Source organism: Mycobacterium sp. SP-6446 (assembly GCF_001954045.1).
GTDB lineage: Bacteria > Actinomycetota > Actinomycetes > Mycobacteriales > Mycobacteriaceae > Mycobacterium.
Genome location: NZ_MBEM01000184.1, coordinates 1 through 15,342, shown reverse-complemented (window position 1 = coordinate 15,342; position 15,342 = coordinate 1). Strand labels below are relative to the sequence as shown.

Annotated in this window: 16 protein-coding genes; 9 read left to right on the top strand and 7 right to left on the bottom strand. The window is 68.2% G+C overall.

Going from position 1 to position 15,342, the window contains the following annotated elements; all coding sequences use genetic code 11:
• Positions 1 to 8 precede the first annotated feature (8 nt).
• The 4 genes from A5736_RS16745 (at position 9) to eccE (ending at position 4,750) form a co-directional block, all read left to right on the top strand.
• Positions 9 to 890, top strand: a complete 882-nt coding sequence (locus A5736_RS16745) for an ESX secretion-associated protein EspG (RefSeq protein WP_076247443.1) — start codon at positions 9 to 11, stop codon at positions 888 to 890.
• A gap of 79 nt (positions 891 to 969) precedes the next feature.
• Positions 970 to 2,367 carry a type VII secretion integral membrane protein EccD gene (gene eccD / locus A5736_RS16740; protein ID WP_139333372.1) on the top strand — a complete coding sequence of 466 codons (1,398 nt, stop codon included), beginning with the start codon at positions 970 to 972 and terminating at the stop codon, positions 2,365 to 2,367.
• Positions 2,364 to 3,755 carry a type VII secretion-associated serine protease mycosin gene (mycP, locus tag A5736_RS16735; protein ID WP_076247440.1) on the top strand — a complete coding sequence of 464 codons (1,392 nt, stop codon included), beginning with the start codon at positions 2,364 to 2,366 and terminating at the stop codon, positions 3,753 to 3,755. Before eccD ends, mycP begins: the two co-directional genes overlap by 4 nt.
• Positions 3,752 to 4,750: a type VII secretion protein EccE gene (eccE, locus tag A5736_RS16730; RefSeq protein ID WP_083667509.1), complete on the top strand. Its 999-nt coding sequence runs from the start codon at positions 3,752 to 3,754 to the stop codon at positions 4,748 to 4,750. Before mycP ends, eccE begins: the two co-directional genes overlap by 4 nt.
• Here eccE and A5736_RS16725 read toward each other — a convergent pair.
• Positions 4,737 to 5,918: a S9 family peptidase gene (locus A5736_RS16725; protein WP_076247493.1), complete on the bottom strand. Its 1,182-nt coding sequence runs from the start codon at positions 5,916 to 5,918 to the stop codon at positions 4,737 to 4,739. The two genes, eccE and A5736_RS16725, sit on opposite strands and share 14 nt — an antisense overlap.
• Before the next feature lie 154 nt (positions 5,919 to 6,072).
• Here A5736_RS16725 and A5736_RS16720 point away from each other — a divergent pair, with 154 nt between their 5' ends.
• Entirely contained in the window at positions 6,073 to 6,858 is a 786-nt protein-coding gene (locus tag A5736_RS16720) for a trans-aconitate 2-methyltransferase (protein WP_076123682.1), read from the top strand.
• Here the strand turns inward: A5736_RS16720 and A5736_RS16715 are convergent.
• From A5736_RS16715 to bluB, 3 genes are all read right to left on the bottom strand, one after another.
• On the bottom strand, positions 6,847 to 7,644 hold the full coding sequence (locus A5736_RS16715; protein WP_076123683.1) for a Stf0 family sulfotransferase: 798 nt from the start codon (positions 7,642 to 7,644) through the stop codon (positions 6,847 to 6,849). The two genes, A5736_RS16720 and A5736_RS16715, sit on opposite strands and share 12 nt — an antisense overlap.
• 66 nt (positions 7,645 to 7,710) lie before the next feature.
• On the bottom strand, positions 7,711 to 9,102 hold the full coding sequence (locus tag A5736_RS16710) for a sulfatase (RefSeq protein ID WP_076123684.1): 1,392 nt from the start codon (positions 9,100 to 9,102) through the stop codon (positions 7,711 to 7,713).
• The gene (gene bluB, locus A5736_RS16705; protein WP_076247438.1) at positions 9,099 to 9,776 is read right to left on the bottom strand and encodes a 5,6-dimethylbenzimidazole synthase; all 678 of its coding nucleotides are present in this window, start codon (positions 9,774 to 9,776) and stop codon (positions 9,099 to 9,101) included. The genes A5736_RS16710 and bluB overlap by 4 nt, the downstream gene beginning before the upstream one ends.
• A gap of 67 nt (positions 9,777 to 9,843) precedes the next feature.
• On the opposite strand from bluB, the gene A5736_RS16700 reads away from it, so the two are divergent.
• Entirely contained in the window at positions 9,844 to 10,137 is a 294-nt protein-coding gene (locus A5736_RS16700; protein WP_369805046.1) for a hypothetical protein, read from the top strand.
• On the opposite strand, the gene A5736_RS16695 is transcribed toward A5736_RS16700, so the two are convergent.
• On the bottom strand, positions 10,121 to 10,603 hold the full coding sequence (locus A5736_RS16695; protein WP_076123686.1) for a hypothetical protein: 483 nt from the start codon (positions 10,601 to 10,603) through the stop codon (positions 10,121 to 10,123). The two genes, A5736_RS16700 and A5736_RS16695, sit on opposite strands and share 17 nt — an antisense overlap.
• A 140-nt stretch (positions 10,604 to 10,743) precedes the next feature.
• Between A5736_RS16695 and A5736_RS16690 the strand changes: the two genes are divergently transcribed.
• Positions 10,744 to 11,397, top strand: a complete 654-nt coding sequence (locus A5736_RS16690) for a L,D-transpeptidase (protein WP_076247437.1) — start codon at positions 10,744 to 10,746, stop codon at positions 11,395 to 11,397.
• A 7-nt stretch (positions 11,398 to 11,404) separates the two neighbouring features.
• On the opposite strand, the gene A5736_RS16685 is transcribed toward A5736_RS16690, so the two are convergent.
• Entirely contained in the window at positions 11,405 to 11,896 is a 492-nt protein-coding gene (locus A5736_RS16685; protein WP_076123688.1) for a nuclear transport factor 2 family protein, read from the bottom strand.
• On the bottom strand, positions 11,883 to 12,503 hold the full coding sequence (locus A5736_RS16680) for a TetR/AcrR family transcriptional regulator (RefSeq protein ID WP_076123689.1): 621 nt from the start codon (positions 12,501 to 12,503) through the stop codon (positions 11,883 to 11,885). The genes A5736_RS16685 and A5736_RS16680 overlap by 14 nt, the downstream gene beginning before the upstream one ends.
• A gap of 38 nt (positions 12,504 to 12,541) precedes the next feature.
• Between A5736_RS16680 and A5736_RS16675 the strand changes: the two genes are divergently transcribed.
• On the top strand, positions 12,542 to 13,768 hold the full coding sequence (locus A5736_RS16675; protein WP_076247435.1) for a hypothetical protein: 1,227 nt from the start codon (positions 12,542 to 12,544) through the stop codon (positions 13,766 to 13,768).
• Between the two features lie 154 nt (positions 13,769 to 13,922).
• A partial coding sequence (locus A5736_RS16670; RefSeq protein WP_076247434.1) for an Hsp70 family protein occupies positions 13,923 to 15,342 on the top strand: 1,420 nt, incomplete at its 3' end.

Here is a 15,342-nt window from a genome sequence, read left to right as displayed (position 1 = left end):
CCGACTAGATGAGCGTCGAACCCAACGCCGTCGAGTTGACGGTCGATCACGCGTGGTTCATCGCGGAAAGCATTGGGGCGGGAAGCTTCCCGTGGGTGCTGGCGATCACCACGCCGTATCGTGATGCCGCGCAACGCGACGCGTTCCTCCAACGTCAGAGGGCCGACCTGATCCGCATGGGTCTGGTGACCGATGACGGCTCCAAGACCGGCACCGTCAACCCGGCGGTGGCGGACTGGATCAGGGCGGTGTGCTTCCCGGACCGGTGGCTGGACCTGCGCTACATCGGCCCGGGCGCGGCCACCGGCACCGGCGAGCTGCTGCGCGGCGTTGTCGCGCGGCGCGCCGGCGCAGGCTCCAAAACCATCGTCGCGCTGCGCAGCGCGCAGTTGATCACGTTTACCGCGATGGATATCGACGATCCCCGCGCGCTGGTCCCGGTCCTCGGTGTCGGGCTGGCGCAGCGGCCGCCGGCCCGGTTCGAGGAGTTCAGCATGCCGGCCCGCGTCGGCGCGCGGGCCGACGAGCGGCTGCGGTCCGGCGCGCCGCTGGCCGAAGTCCTTGACTACCTGGGCATCCCGAGCTCGGCACGACGCATGGTGGAGTCGGTGTTCGCCGGTCCACGCAGCTACGTCGAGATCGTCGCCGGCTGCCGCCGCGACGGGCAGCACGCCACCACCGACGTCGGAATGAGCATCGTCGACACCGCCGAGGGCCGGGTACTGGTCAGCCCGTCGCGCGCGTTCGACGGCGAGTGGGTTTCGACCTTCAGCCCGGGCACGCCCTTTGCCATCGCCTGCGCCGTCGAACAGCTGACCGCCCAGCTGCCGGATGGCCAATGGTTCCCCGGCCAGCGGCTGTCCCGAGACTTTTCCGCCCAATACTCATAGCAGCAACTAGATAGAAAGAGAGCACGATGTCCCAGGAACGGCCCCAGTATTCGAGGGTCCAGTGACGTCCGGCACCGTCATGCCTATCGTCCGCGTGGCCATCCTCGCGGACAGTAGGTTGACGGAGATGGCGCTGCCCGCGGAGTTGCCGCTGCGCGAAATCCTGCCCGCGGTACAGCGTTTGGTGGTTCCCGCGGCGCCCGACGAGCCCGATGACGCCGGCGACATCCAGGCCGGTTCCCAGCTGAGCCTCGCCCCCGTGGGAGGGGCGCCGTTCAGCCTGGACGCCAGTCTCGACACCGTCGGGGTCGTCGACGGGGATCTGTTGGCGTTGCAGCCGGTGCCCGTCGGTCCGGCCGCGCCGGGGATCGTCGAGGACATCGCCGACGCCGCCATGATCTTCTCGGCCTCGCGGCTAAAGCCCTGGGGCACAGCGCACATCCAGCGTGGAGCGCTGGCCGCGGTGATCACGGTGGCCCTACTTGCGACGGGCCTGGGGGTCGCTTACCGGGTGGCGACCGGCGCGCTGGCCGGGCTGATCGCGGTCGGTGTGATCGCGGCCATCACGGCGCTGGCCGGGTTGCTGGTCAGGCCCCGGGGGACGGGGACAGCGCTGTCGATCACGGCGCTGGCGCCGATCGGCGCCGCGCTGGCGTTAGCGGTGCCCGGGAAATTCGGAGCGGCGCAGCTGATGCTGGTCGCGGCCGGTGTCACCGCCTGGTCCCTGATCGCCCTGATGGTTCCCAGCGCCGAGCGCGAGCGGATCGTCGGCTTCTTCACCGCGACCGCGGTGGTCGGTGCCGGACTGCTGCTCGCGTCCGGTGCCGAATTGATTTGGCGCCTACCGGTATTGACCATCGGGTGCGGCCTGATCGTGGCGGCCCTGCTGGTCACCATCAAGGCGGCTCAGCTGTCCGCGGTGTGGGCGCGCTTCCCGCTGCCGGTCATCCCGGCGCCGGGCGACCCAACCCCGTCCGCCCCGTCGCTGCGGGTGCTCGAGGACTTCCCGCGCCGCGTCCGCATCAGCGACGCCCATCAGAGCGGTTTCATTGCCGCCGCGGTGCTGCTCAGTGTCCTGGGATCGGTGGCGATCGCGCTGCGCCCGGAGGCATTGAGCGGGGTGGGCTGGTACGTGGTGGCCGCGACGGCGGCCGCATCGATCCTGCGTGCCCGAGTGTGGGATTCGGCCGCGTGCAAGGCGTGGCTGCTCGCTCAGCCGTATCTGGCGGCCGGCGTCCTCGCCGTGCTCTACGCGGCGACGGGACGCTACGGCGCCGCGCTGGGCGCGGTGCTCGTGCTGACCGCGCTCATGCTCGTGTGGGTGGTGGTCGCGCTGAACCCGGGCATCGCGTCGCCGGAAAGCTATTCGCTGCCGGCGCGCCGGCTGCTGGGCTTCGTCGCGGCGGGGCTCGACGGCTCGCTGATCCCGGTCATGGCGTACCTGGTGGGGCTGTTCGGCTGGGTACTCAATCGATGATTCGAACCGGATTAGCCTGCGCCACGGCGGCTCTGGCCGTCGCGGCGTGGGCCGCTCCGCCCGCGTTCGCGGTGAGTCCGCCGGCGGTCGACCCCGGCGTGCCACCGCCCGGCGGCACCCCGGGACCCGGGGAGTCGATGGAGCAGCGCGGCCCGTGCACTACCTCCGGTGTCATCCCCGGCACCGATCCCGGTGTGGTGACGCGCAGCCAGGCGATGCTGAATCTGCCTGGGGCCTGGCAGTTTTCCCGCGGCGAAGGCCAGCTGGTCGCGGTCATCGACACCGGGGTACGACCCGGCCCGCGGCTGCCCAACGTCGAACCCGGCGGTGACTACGTGGAGACGACCGACGGCCTGACCGATTGCGACGGGCACGGCACCCTGGTCGCCGGCATCATCGCCGGGCAGCCCGCCGGCGAAGACGGCTTTTCGGGCGTAGCGCCCGCGGCGCGGGTGCTGTCGCTGCGGGCGATGTCGGCCAAGTTCTCACCGAGGACGCCGGGCGGGGATCCGATGCTGGCGCGCGCCTCCTTCGACGTCGCGACGCTGGCCCGCGCGATCGTGCATGCGGCCGACCTGGGCGCGAAGGTGATCAACATCTCCACGGTGACCTGCCTGCCCGCCGACCGGCCCGTCGACCAGGCCGCGCTGGGTGCGGCGGTCCGGTATGCGGCCGTGGACAAGGACGCGGTCATCGTGGCCGCCGCGGGCAATACCGGGGCGACGGGATCGGTGGGCGGCGGAACGTCCTGCGAATCGAACCCGCTTACCGACCTGGGGCGTCCCGGTGATCCGCGGAACTGGGCCGGCGTCGCGTCGGTTTCCATCCCGTCGTGGTGGCAGCCGTACGTGCTGTCGGCGGCGTCCCTGACACCGGATGGCCAGGCCTCGAAATTCACCATGGCGGGACCGTGGGTGGGTGTCGCGGCACCGGGCGAAAACATTGCGTCGCTGAGCAACCGGGACGGCGGCGGTCTCGCCAACGGCCTGCCCGACGACCATCAGCAACAGATCGCACTGAGCGGCACCAGCTATGCGGCCGCTTATGTGGCCGGCGTCGCGGCGCTGGTCCGCAGCAAGTACCCAGATCTGACGGCCGCCCAGGCGATCCACCGCATCACGGCGACCGCGCACAACGGTGCCCGCGCGCCGTCGAATGTCGTCGGCGCGGGCAGCGTCGACGCGGTGGCGGCGCTGACCTGGGAGCTGCCCGCCGGCAACGGGCCCGGCGCGGCCACGGCGAAGCCGGTGGCCGTACCGCCGGCGCCGGCGCCGAGAGACACCACACCACGGACCGTCGCGTTCGTCGGGACCGCCGCGCTGGCTTTGCTCGTCGCGGCCGTCGCCGGCATCGCCGCGATCGTCCGACGAAAGGAGACCACCCCGTGAGTGCGCCACCGGTTCCAGGAAGCGGCCGAATCACCTTGGCGGCGTTGGCCGTCGTGCCCGCGGTGCTGGCCTACCCCTGGCAGTCCACCCGCGACTACTGGCTGCTCGGTATCGCCGCCTTCGCCGTGATCGTGCTATTCGGCTGGTCGCGTGGACTGTACTTCACCACCATCGCGGGCCGCCGGCTCGCGATCATCGGACGCCGGAGCGGATTCGTACCGCGGTCCGGGCCCGCCACCAAGACCACCGCGCTGCTGCGCATCGGGGCCCCGGTCGGCGATTCGGATGCCCTGCCGCTGCCGGTGATCGCCGGGTATCTGGATCGCTACGGCATCCGCGCCGACAAGATCCGAATCACCAGCCGCGGCAACGAATCCGACGCGTCGCGCCGGGAGACCTGGATCGGGCTCACCGTGTCGGCCGCCGACAATCTGACGGCGCTGCGGGCGCGCTCGGCGCGGATCCCGTTGCACGAGACGGCCGAGGTCGCGGTGCGCCGGCTCGCCGATCATCTTCGTGAGCTCGGGTGGGAGGCCGGCACCGTCGGGCCCGACGACGTGCCTCGGTTGCTCACCCCGAATGTCCGCGAGACGTGGCGCGGTGTGCAGCGCGGCGGCTCGGATTACATTGCGGCATACCAAGTCAGCGTCGACGACGGATTAGCGGACACTTTGGACGCGATCCGGTCCTATCCGGCGCGCGAGACGTGCACGGCCCTGGAGATCGCCGCCTCCGGGCCGGGAAGCCGCGCCACGATCGCGGCCGCATGTGCATTCCTCACCGAGGCCCCGCCGAAAAGCGGTGCACCGCTGGACGGATTGACGCCGCAACACGGAAACCACCAGCCGGCGTTGGCGGCGCTGGATTTGTCGTCCACGGAACGCCTCGACGGGCACACGGATGCACCCGCCGACCTGCTGACACGGCTGCGCTGGCCCAGCGCGGCGGCCGGGAAGCACCGGGAACCGCGGACCGAGGCCGTCAGTCGAACATGAATCCGTGCAGGAAGCTGGTCATCCGGCGCAGATAGTCGAGCTGACTGATGTGCAGCAGATGACTGCCCGGAAACCAGTGCAGCGCACAGTGATCCCAATGCCGCCACAGCATCACGGCCTGGTCCGGCGGGGCCATCCGGTCACCCAGACCGGTGATGATCATCCGACGGTCGACCAGCGGCCGGTAGTTCAGCGGGCAGTGATAGGACAGTCCGGCGTCTAGCTCCTCACGGCTGATCTTGGACAGCCGCAGGCCGAGCCCGACAAGTTTGTTGGCGGGGAACCATTCGTCGAACATCGTCGCGGGAGTGACGACGGGGCAGTTGGGAATGACGGCCTCGAGCCGGTCGTCGACCGAGGCCACGAGCGCGGACGTGTAACCGCCCAGCGAGATCCCGGTCAGCGCGATGCGCTCGACGCCGGTGTGGCGCAAATAGTCCACGATGGAACGGAAGTCGTGCACGGCCTGGGCCATCGCCTCCGCGAAGCCGCTCAGTCCGCCGGCGAAATAGCCGAATCCGCTGAACGGCGAGAACCTTTCGGCCCGTTGGCCGTGAAACGGCAACGTGTACATCAAGACGTCGTAGCCGGACCGGTAATACCAAGGGAGGGAGAAGAATCGCCCGTTCGCCAGATACGACGATCCCATGAAACCGTGGATGACGCACAGCGTTGGGCGCGGTCCGTCGTCGTGCCGCCAGTGCTGCGCGCGCACGGTGTTGTTCGACCCCCACGCGCTCCATTGCCCGCGCATGGCGGGATTGATCGCCGTGAAGCTGCTGGGGAACGCGATGTTGTCCACGGTGCCGCGGGCAATCCACTCCGCGAGCCGACTGGCCGGCCGCGACGACACCCGCGGCAGTTCGGTGGGCGCCGGAAACGACGTCGCCGGGTCGTGCTCGGCCGCCAACTCGGCGTAGAAGTTCAGGTTGTCGCGTTCGGTGGAGGCGGCCCGGCGCACCGAGGTGGCGAGAACGACCGGTGCGACCGTGGTCGCCAGCACCGACGAGACCCAGGTGCGCAGCGCGAGATCCCCGACCGCGGATGCCTCGACGACCATCCGATCGCGGGGCGACAAGGCAGAGCGCGGCGGCAATCCCTCGGCGCCGGGCGGGACGTCGGCGCCGGGCGCGTCGGGAAGCGGAATGGGCGTGGGATCGAACGTCACGAACGCCGATGCTAGCCCGAGGGGCCGGGGCGCTTGGCCGGTTTCGGATCGGCGCTGTGGAATGCGGGCCCACTCGGGCGGCGCCGGGAGCGCATACGGTAATACGGTTCTGTCTATCAGCGGACTAGCGACGGTATCGATCAGGAGGACCGCCATGTGGGATCCCGACGTCTACCTGGCGTTTGCCGACCATCGCAGCCGCCCGTTTTACGACTTGCTTTCGCGGGTAGGTGCCGAGCGCGCCCGCCGCGTCGTCGACCTCGGTTGCGGCCCCGGCCACCTGACCAAGTACCTGTCCAAGCGCTGGCCCGGCGCGGTGATCGAGGCGATGGACAGCTCACCCGAGATGGTCGCGGCCGCCCGGGAGCGCGGCATCGACGCCACCACCGGTGACTTGCGGGAGTGGAAGCCCAAGCCCGACACCGACGTGGTGATCAGCAACGCGGCGCTGCACTGGGTGCCCGAACACGCCGACCTGCTGCTGCGCTGGACCGGTGAACTGGCGCCCGGATCCTGGATCGGCGCCCAGATCCCGGCCAACTTCGACACGCCGTCGCATGCCGCGGTGCGGGCGGTGGCTCGCCGCGAGCACTACGCAAAAACCATGCGCGACATACCATTTCGTGTCGGGGCGGTGGTCCAGTCACCGACGCATTACGCCAATCTTCTGATGGACGCCGGATGCCGGGTGGACGTCTGGGAGACCACGTATCTGCACCAGCTGACCGGCGAGCACCCGGTGCTGGAATGGATCACCGGCACCGCGCTGGTCCCGGTCCGCGAGCGCCTCGACGACGAGAGCTGGGAGGAATTTCGCCAGGAACTCATCCCGTTGCTCGACGATGCCTATCCCGCCCGGTCCGACGGGACGACGATCTTCCCGTTCCGGCGGGTGTTCATCGTCGCCCAGGTCGGCGGCTCGCAACCCTCAGGTGGGTAGCCCCAGCGCCGGCGCCTCTTCCCGATAGCGGTCGACCCACTCGTCGGAGCGCTGATTGGCCTGCCGTTCCAGCATCGGCGGGGGAGCCAGCTTCGGATCCTGTCCGAGGGCGATGAGAATGTCGGCGACGATCGAAGTCAGGTTGCGCCACAGCACCGGGTAGGAGATGTCGATCGGTTCAATGGCTTCCTCGGCGAACCAAGCGCGCCAGCTCGTTTCCTGGCCCCGCAGGTTCCTGACGATGTGTGCGATGGCGCCCGCGTGATAGTCGGCCCGCGAGTCGCGCTCGGGGTCCGGCCGGCCCCGCCACACCTGGGTCTGCACGGCGCGCCAGAACGACACCGCCTGCGACACCACGTCCGGTCGATAGACGTGCACGTAGACCGGCTCGCTGCCGATCACATCGCGGATCGCCGCGCCCAGGGTGTCACCCGAGCGGTCCGGGAGCTTAGCCGCGCGCTCCAGCAACAGCGGCGTCTGGTTCCACATCAGCTTGCCGCCCCAGATGCCGTTGGGCGTACGGCCGGAACTACGGATGTGCTCGCGCCACGCCTCCGGCGTCGCGGGGTCCGGGGTGCCGGGAACAAGCGGATCGAGCAGCCGCAGGATCGACTCGTCCTCGGCATCGGCGAACCACTGCCGGGGCTGGGGCGCCATGCCGGTGGACGGCAGGTATTGGAAAAACTCTTGCGGTTCCCCGGCGCATCCGGTCGCGCGCAGCGATTCCACGAGCAGGGTGCTGCCGCTGCGCTGTGTGGCGAGTACCAGATAGGACGTCGCGGACATCGGATTAGCCTACCGCGCAACTCATTGCGGCAGAATCGCCGCGAATTAGCTTCACGCTGAACGCAACTATTGCTCGGGCGGCGCTGCCTCTTCCTCGACACCGCGGTCGACGGCGATCGCCGAGCGGCTAGTCGGCGCCCTGTGGTGGATCCGTAGATATGTCTCGGTATAGCGCTGCGCGATGCGGGTGCCGGCGAAGTCCGAAGGAATGACGTCTCCGGTTCGTTGGCGCCAATCATGCAGGCGCACAGCCAGATCGGACGCGATCACCTCCATCCCGGTGCCGCCACCGGTCAGCAGGTTGACCGTCTCGGTGGGGTCCGCGCGCAGATCGTAGAGTTCGCGCTGCGGACGCGGCGCCTTGACGAAGGGCGCGACGGCTATGCCGGACGGGCTTTCCTCGATGTCCCACGGCAGGTCCAGCACCGGCCGCGGCACGTAGTTCTCGATGTAGCTGTATTCCTTTGTGCGAATTGCGCGGATCGGGTCGAAAGAGTCGTGATAGGTCTTCATCGTGTAGACGTGGTCGCGCACGGGGTCGGCGTGGTTGTCCGGGGTGAGCAGGGCGTGCGCGTGCGATACGCCGTCGACTTCGGCCGGGATGTCGAGGCCCAGCAGGTCCAGCAGGGTGGGGACCAGGTCCACGCCGCTGAACAATTCGTCGTAGACCCGCGGCGCGATGTTCCGGTTGGTGGGCGGGCGGATCATCATGGCGATGCCCGTTCCGGCGTCGTACAGAGTGGATTTGGCGCGCGGGAACGCCGCGCCGTGATCGGTCAGGAACACCACCCAGGTGTTGGCGTCCAGTCCGGTCTCGGCCAGCGTGTCCAGGAGCTCGCCCACCGCGGCGTCCGCGGTGGCGATGGATCCGTAAAAGTCCGCGAGATCCTGGCGTACCTCGGGAGTGTCCGGCAGGTAGTCGGGCAGGTCGACGGCGGCGCGGTCGGCCGGCGCATAGCGATCGCGCGAGAAGGGCCGGTGGGTTTCAAAGAACCCGGCCGTCAACAAGAACGGTTGCTCGGATAGCGCCGGCGCGCCCTGATGCAGCCAGTCCCGGACCCTGTCCACCACGTATTCGCAGTAGGAGTTCGACACGTCGAATTCGTCGAACCCGAGCCGCTTCGGATACGACGTCTCGTGCTGCATACCGAAAAGCGCTGAGTACCAACCCGATCCGGACAATATCTGGGGAAGGGTGCGGACTCCGCTGCGGTATTCCCAGCCGTGGTGGGCCAGGCCGACGAGCCCGTTGCTCTGCGGGTAGCGCCCGGTGAACAGCGATCCCCGAGACGGCGAGCACAGCGGCGCGGTGGCGTGGGCGCGGGTGAACAGGATGCCCTCGGCGGCAAGTTTGTCCAGGCGTGGGCTGGACACATCCGGGTTGCCGTAGGCGCCGAGGTGGCGTCCGAGGTCGTGCCAATGCACGATCAGGACGTTCTCGCCCGTCGACTCCGTCACATCGTCACCGCGCCGTTGTCCCGCGCCGGCTGGCCCCAGTGGTTTTCGGAGACGAACTCCGACAGCGGCCGCCCGACGGTCCAGCCGTCCAGTTCCAACGCCGGGCGGTCGGGAAATTCGGGCACCGGGCCCAGGCACAGGATGGCCACCGGTTCGGCGTCGTCGGGCATGCCCAGCAGGTCCGCCAACCGGCGCGGCTCGAACAGGGAGACCCAGCCCATGCCGAGGCCTTCCGAGCGGGCCGCCAGCCACAGGTTCTGGATTGCGCACGACACCGACGCGAGATCCATCTGCGGCAACGTCCGCCGGCCGAAGACGTGCCGACCACGGTCGTCACCCAGCGCGACCACGAAAAGCTCGGCGCAGTCCAGGATGCCCTCGACCTTGAGCGCCAGAAACTCCTCGCCCCGCTCTCCCAGGGCGGCGGCGGTGCGCGGGCGCTCCTCGTCGACGAGCGCGTGAATGCGCCTTCGCAGCAGGTCATCGGTGATCCGGATGAAGCGCCACGGCTGCATGAGGCCGACACTAGGCGCGGCATGCGCCGCCTGCAGCAGACGAACCAGCACGTCATGGGGCACCACGCCGCCCCGTACGAACCGGCGCATGTCGCGGCGCTCGGAGATCACCCGGTACACGGCACGGCGCTCCTGCGGATTGAATGCGTGATCACTCACACGGCCATCGTAAGAATCGCGGCGGAGGAAAATGCTTCGGAGCGGTTCGTCACGAAGGGAGTGTCGCGTGAAGCTTTCCGGTAATTTCCCCGCATTCGAGCAGCTGCCCACCGACGGCAGCGTCGCAGGTGGCTACGGCCAGCCGTACCAGACGCCCGACGGCGCCACGGTGATCCCGGTGGCCAAACCGGTCGGTGTGTTCGTGATCCGCGGCGGCGAGGCGCGCTGGGTGGCGGCCGTGGATTCCAACCGGGTCGCGCTGATCGGAGTGCTTACCGGCCTGTTGGCGGCGGTGATCGCCAGCTTGGCGGTGCTCCGGCAGCCGCCCTGGCCCCGGATCACGCTCACGGACTATAAGTGACGCCGACCGCCCGAATCACGTATTCGGCCGGCACGTCGAAGGCCAGCGACCGCAGCGGCAGCACGTCGAGGACGTCCTCCGGGATGGTCGCCTTGTAGTGCAGCTCGAGTTCGCCGCTGAACTTCGGGTCGACCTCGGCGACATCGAGGTTGACCTCCAATCCGGTCGCCGAAATCTCGGCCTTCGCCGCGCCCGTCTGGGGAGCGTCCCAGCGCACGTCGACGGTCGGACCGGCCAGCTTCGGCAGCATCGACAACGTCGCCAGCACCCGCTCCGACGTGAACACCAGCGAGCCCGAGTAGCTGGCCACGCTGTGCGGCAACCGCGCGCCCGGTATCACGCCGCTGAACCGCCGGGTCACCGCGACGTAGTCGGCGAGATAGATGAGGCCCTCCGCTTCGACCTGAGCGTGCAGGTCTTCGGGTAGCTTGCCGATGCCGAACAACCTCCGGACAAAGACCGCCATGACGCCAGTATGACTCGGTATAGCCCGCGCGTCTTGGCCGCCGGTGCCCACGCTCGGCGCCGGTTGATCACGCCAGGGTGACACAATCGGGCCCAAAACTTAACTTGACCTGGGGTTGCCGCCACCTGACCATTGACTTCATGCGCCGACTGCTAGCTTTGCTGTGCGCCGCGGCGTGCGTGATATGTGCGTCGGTATTCCTCGCGCCGGTGAGCGGCGCGGCCACCCCCTGGTTCGCCAACTCGGTTGGCAATGCCACACAAGTGGTTTCGGTGGTGAGCACCGGCGGTTCGAACGCGACGATGGACGTCTGGCAACGCACCGCCGCCGGCTGGCAGGACCTGCGGAGCGGCATTCCCACCCACGTCGGCTCGGCGGGCATGGCGCCGCAGGCCAAGAGCGGGGTTCCGGCCACCCCGATGGGCGTCTACTCCCTCGACTCCGCTTTCGGCACGGCGCCGAATCCGGGCACCGGTCTGCCGTACACGCAGGTCGGACCGAACCACTGGTGGAGCGGCGACGACCACAGCCCCACGTTCAACTCCATGCAGGTCTGCCAGAAGTCGCAGTGCCCGTTCAACACGGCCGACAGCGAGAACCTGGAAATCCCGCAGTACAAGCACGCGGTTGTGATGGGCGTCAACAAGAACAAGGTTCCCGGCGGCGGCGCGGCGTTCTTCTTCCACACCACCGACGGCGCCCCCACCGAGGGCTGCGTCGCGATCGACGACGCGCAGCTGGTGTCGATCATGAAATGGCTGCAACCCGGCGCGGTAATCGCGATTACGAAATAGTCGGGCTTTATGTCGCCAGCGCGCGGCCGGGCTTGATCTTAAAGTCCATGCCCTCCAACGACATTGTGGCGTCGTAGGTCCTGTCGTAACCGGTTCCGCTGATCTTCCAACCGGCGTCGGTGCGCCGGTAGGTGTCGCGGTAGAAGGCGGCGCCGATCAGCATGAAGTTGAGGTCGGCGACGATGACCCGGTCTTGGAGATACCAGCTGCCCGTGGCGGTGTCGCCGTCCACGGTGATGTCCGGATGGGTCACCCGGTGCTCGGTGATGACGTTGAGGGGCAGCGATGTCCGCATGTACTCGACGAGGTCGGCGCGGTTGGTGAAGTGCAGTTCGTTGCCGATCGACGGGCCGTAGTCGGCCGTGATGTCCTCGGCCAGCGTGTCCGCGAAGTCGTCCCAATGCTTGGTGTCCAGCGCACGCAGGTAGCGGTATTTGACTTGCTTGATGGCTTCGATGTCCGCGAAGTCTTGAGGGGTCATCCCGTCATTGCAGCACACGGGTGACCATGTCGATCAGGGCGCGTCGTTCCAGGCTCCAATCGATGGGCGTGCCGGTGATCATCTGCGCCAGCACCACACCCCGCAGCGCGGCCCAGATCACCTCGGCCACACCGGCATTCGCGGGATCCTCGGTGATCAGCCGGCCGAGCTGGCCGATCGCGGAGTTCATCTCGAGCAGATGCCGCCGCGAGGATTCGCCCGGGCCGCCGCGCGTCACCCGCAGAATCTCGAAGGCGGCCATCGAAGTGGGGCTGCTGTAACAGCTCCACGCGGTGTCGACGACGACTTCGATGCGCTCGCGCAGCGGCAGCTCGCTGACGTCCGCCGACGACAGGCTCTCGATCAGTCTGTCCACTCCGTCGTCGACGACGGCCATCAACAGGCCGTGGCGGTCGCCGAAGTGGTACTGGATGACCCCCCACGTCACGCCCGCGCGTTCGGCCACGTGCTTGGCGGTGGCCGCGGCGAAGCCCTCCTCCACGATGCAGCGGACCGTCTCGTCGATGATCTTCGCGCGGGTATCGTCGCCGCGTTTGCGCGGCGCGGTGGTGCGCCGGGTGGGACCGACCGTGCGCCCGGTTGTCTGGCCTGCGGCAATGGACATTGTTGACTTTATAACATAGTCGAGTCTATTTTTGGGCGGTGAGCGGATCCCGATACGCGTCGTTGTCGCGCGAGCAGCTGACCGTCCTGGTTCCCGAGCTGCTCCTGATCGGGCACATGATCGACCGTTCCGGGATGGCCTGGTGCATCAATGCGTTCGGCCGCGAGGAAATGGTGCAGATCGCCATCGAGGAGTGGGCGGGCGCCAGCCCGATCTACACCAAGCGGATGCAGCGCGCGCTGAACTACGAGGGCGACGACGTGCCCACCATCTTCAAGGGCCTGCAGCTCGACATCGGTGCCCCGCCGCAATTCATGGATTTCCGCTACACCATTCACGACCGCTGGCACGGCGAATTTCAACTCGACCACTGCGGCGCCCTGCTCGACGTGGAGCCGATGGGCGAGGAATACGTGTTCGGGATGTGCCACACCATCGAGGACCCGACGTTCGACGCCACCGCGGTGGCGACCAACCCCCGCGCGCAGATGCGCCCCATCCACCGGCCGCCGCGGGTTCCCGCGGATCGTCATCCGCATTGTGCGTGGACGGTGATCATCGACGAGTCCTATCCCGAGGCCAAGAGCATTCCGGCATTGGACATCGTCCGTCAAACCCGCGCTGCGACATGGGAACTCGACCCCATCGATCGATCCGACGAGGGCCAGCCGGATTACTCCGGTGCGCTGCTGTCCGACTTCGACTTCGCCGCGTTCTCTCACTCGGCGCTGGTCCGGATGGCCGACGAGATCTGCCTGCAGATGCACCTGCTGTACCTGTCGTTCGCGGTCGCGGTGCGGGCACGCGCGGCCGACAACGCCGAAGCCGTGTCCATCGGCACCCGCGGCCTGATCGGCCTGGCCGGGCTGGCCGCGGAGCGGATTCATCGCGCGCTCGGGTTACCCGACGGGGTCGACGGGGCGATGCGGGTTCTCGAGCTGCACCCGCTGCTGAACCCGGCAGGCTATGTCGTGGCGGAGACCGACGCTAACCGCCTGGTCGTGCACGCCTCGCCGGCACACGACGACGGCGCCTGGATATCGCTGTGCTCACCCGGATCCGCGCACCCGCTGCAAGCGATTGCGACGGCCGTGAATCCGCGGCTCGCCGTTGAGGTTTGCGGCACCGATACCGACTGGATCGCGGAAGTGATTGAAACCGACACGCCCGCAGCCGAACTGCCAGAGGTATCGGTGGCGAAGGTCAGTCGCGGAGCGTCATTCCAGTTCGAGCCGAGGCGTTCGCTGCCGCTGACGGTGGTGTGACTTCACGCCCCTTGTCAAGGGGTTTTCGGTACCGCTTCGGTGACACAACCGCATCGAGCGTATACCAATGGCATTGCAAGCCATCTGCTTTGAGCGTGTCCACGGCTAAGGTTAACGCTGGCCACCGACCCCTATAGACGAAAGTTTTCGATCTATGTACGACCCGCTCGGGTTGTCGATCGGGACCACAAACCTGGTCGCCGCCAGTAACGGAAGTCCACCGGTTTCACGCCGCGCTGTGCTCACGCTGTATCCGCACTGCGCGCCGAAAATCGGTCTGCTCGACGACAATCTGCCGTTGAGCGAACAAGGCGTGCTCATGCGCGGCTTCGTGGAGCGGGTCGGTGATTCGGTGGCGCTCATCTCCCCCGACGGGTCCGCTCACGACCCGGACCTGTTGTTGGTCGAGGCCCTGGACGCGATGGTGCTCGCCGCCGGTGCGGACGCGGCCTCCTCGGAGATCTCCATTGCGGTTCCGGCATATTGGCAGCCGTCGACGGTGCAGGCGCTGCGTGACGGGCTACGAACGCATCTGGGCTTCGTCCGCAGCGGCGTGGCGCCCCGGTTGGTCTCGGACACGATCGCCTCGTTGACGGCCGCGAACGCCGAGCTGTGCCTCGCGGCGACCGGTGTGGTCGGGCTGCTCGATTTCGGCGGATCCGGCACGTCCGCGACGTTGGTGAGCATCGCCGGCGATTTCGAACCCGTCAGTCCCACATTGCGTTACGCAGAGTTCTCCGGCGACGAGATCGATCAGGCGCTGTTGCTTCGGGTCTTCGAGGAACTCGGACACGGCAGCGGTATCGACCCCGCCAGCACCGCGGCCGTCGGCCAACTCGGCCTGCTCAGCGAGCAATGCCGCGTGGCCAAGGAGCGGCTGTCCACCGAGACGGTGATCGAATTCGGCGCCGAGCTCGGTGGCCGCCGATGCAGCATGAGGCTCACTCGCGACGAGCTGGGCGACCTGATACAGGATCGCCTGAGCGGATTCATCTATGCGTTCGACGACATGCTGGCCCGGCAGGGCAAGAGCTGGACGGACCTCGCGGCGGTGGTCACCGTCGGTGGCGGCGCCAGCATTCCGCTTGTCACCGAGCGCCTTTCGGTGCATTCCCGCCGACCGGTCGTCACACCGTCGCAGCCGGCGGTCGCCGCGGCGGCCGGCGCTTTGATGTTGGCTTCCCGGGGTGAGGAAGTGGAGCTCCGCACGCGCACATCCTTCGGCCTGCTCACCACGTCTGCGGGCGGCGACGTCACCGAACTCGCGGCCGGCGACGTGCTGGTGATCGACCACGACGCGATGACGGATCGCGAATTGGCTTGGTCTCAAACCGAATATCCCGGCGATGTGCGGTTGCCGTACACGCCGGCCGCCTACGACGAGGATGGCCCGTCCGGCTGGTCGATGCGTCTCAACGTGATCGAACCGCCTCCAGAACGACCCTGGCGGCGATTCCGGCTGTCCCAGTTGATCATTGGGCTATCCGCCCTGGTGGCCATGACCGCGGTCGGCGGCGCGCTGCGCGGCGAGTTCGTTGGGTTGCCGGGCGGTCACCGCCGCGAGCACCTGCCCG

Coding starts and splice junctions, on each gene's coding strand:
- A5736_RS16745 (WP_076247443.1), top strand. CDS start 9: ATGAGCGTCGAACCCAACGCCGTCGAGTTGACGGTCGATCACGCGTGG.
- eccD (WP_139333372.1), top strand. CDS start 970: ATGCCTATCGTCCGCGTGGCCATCCTCGCGGACAGTAGGTTGACGGAG.
- mycP (WP_076247440.1), top strand. CDS start 2,364: ATGATTCGAACCGGATTAGCCTGCGCCACGGCGGCTCTGGCCGTCGCG.
- A5736_RS16720 (WP_076123682.1), top strand. CDS start 6,073: ATGTGGGATCCCGACGTCTACCTGGCGTTTGCCGACCATCGCAGCCGC.
- A5736_RS16715 (WP_076123683.1), bottom strand. CDS start 7,644: ATGTCCGCGACGTCCTATCTGGTACTCGCCACACAGCGCAGCGGCAGC.
- A5736_RS16695 (WP_076123686.1), bottom strand. CDS start 10,603: ATGGCGGTCTTTGTCCGGAGGTTGTTCGGCATCGGCAAGCTACCCGAA.
- A5736_RS16690 (WP_076247437.1), top strand. CDS start 10,744: ATGCGCCGACTGCTAGCTTTGCTGTGCGCCGCGGCGTGCGTGATATGT.
- A5736_RS16680 (WP_076123689.1), bottom strand. CDS start 12,503: ATGTCCATTGCCGCAGGCCAGACAACCGGGCGCACGGTCGGTCCCACC.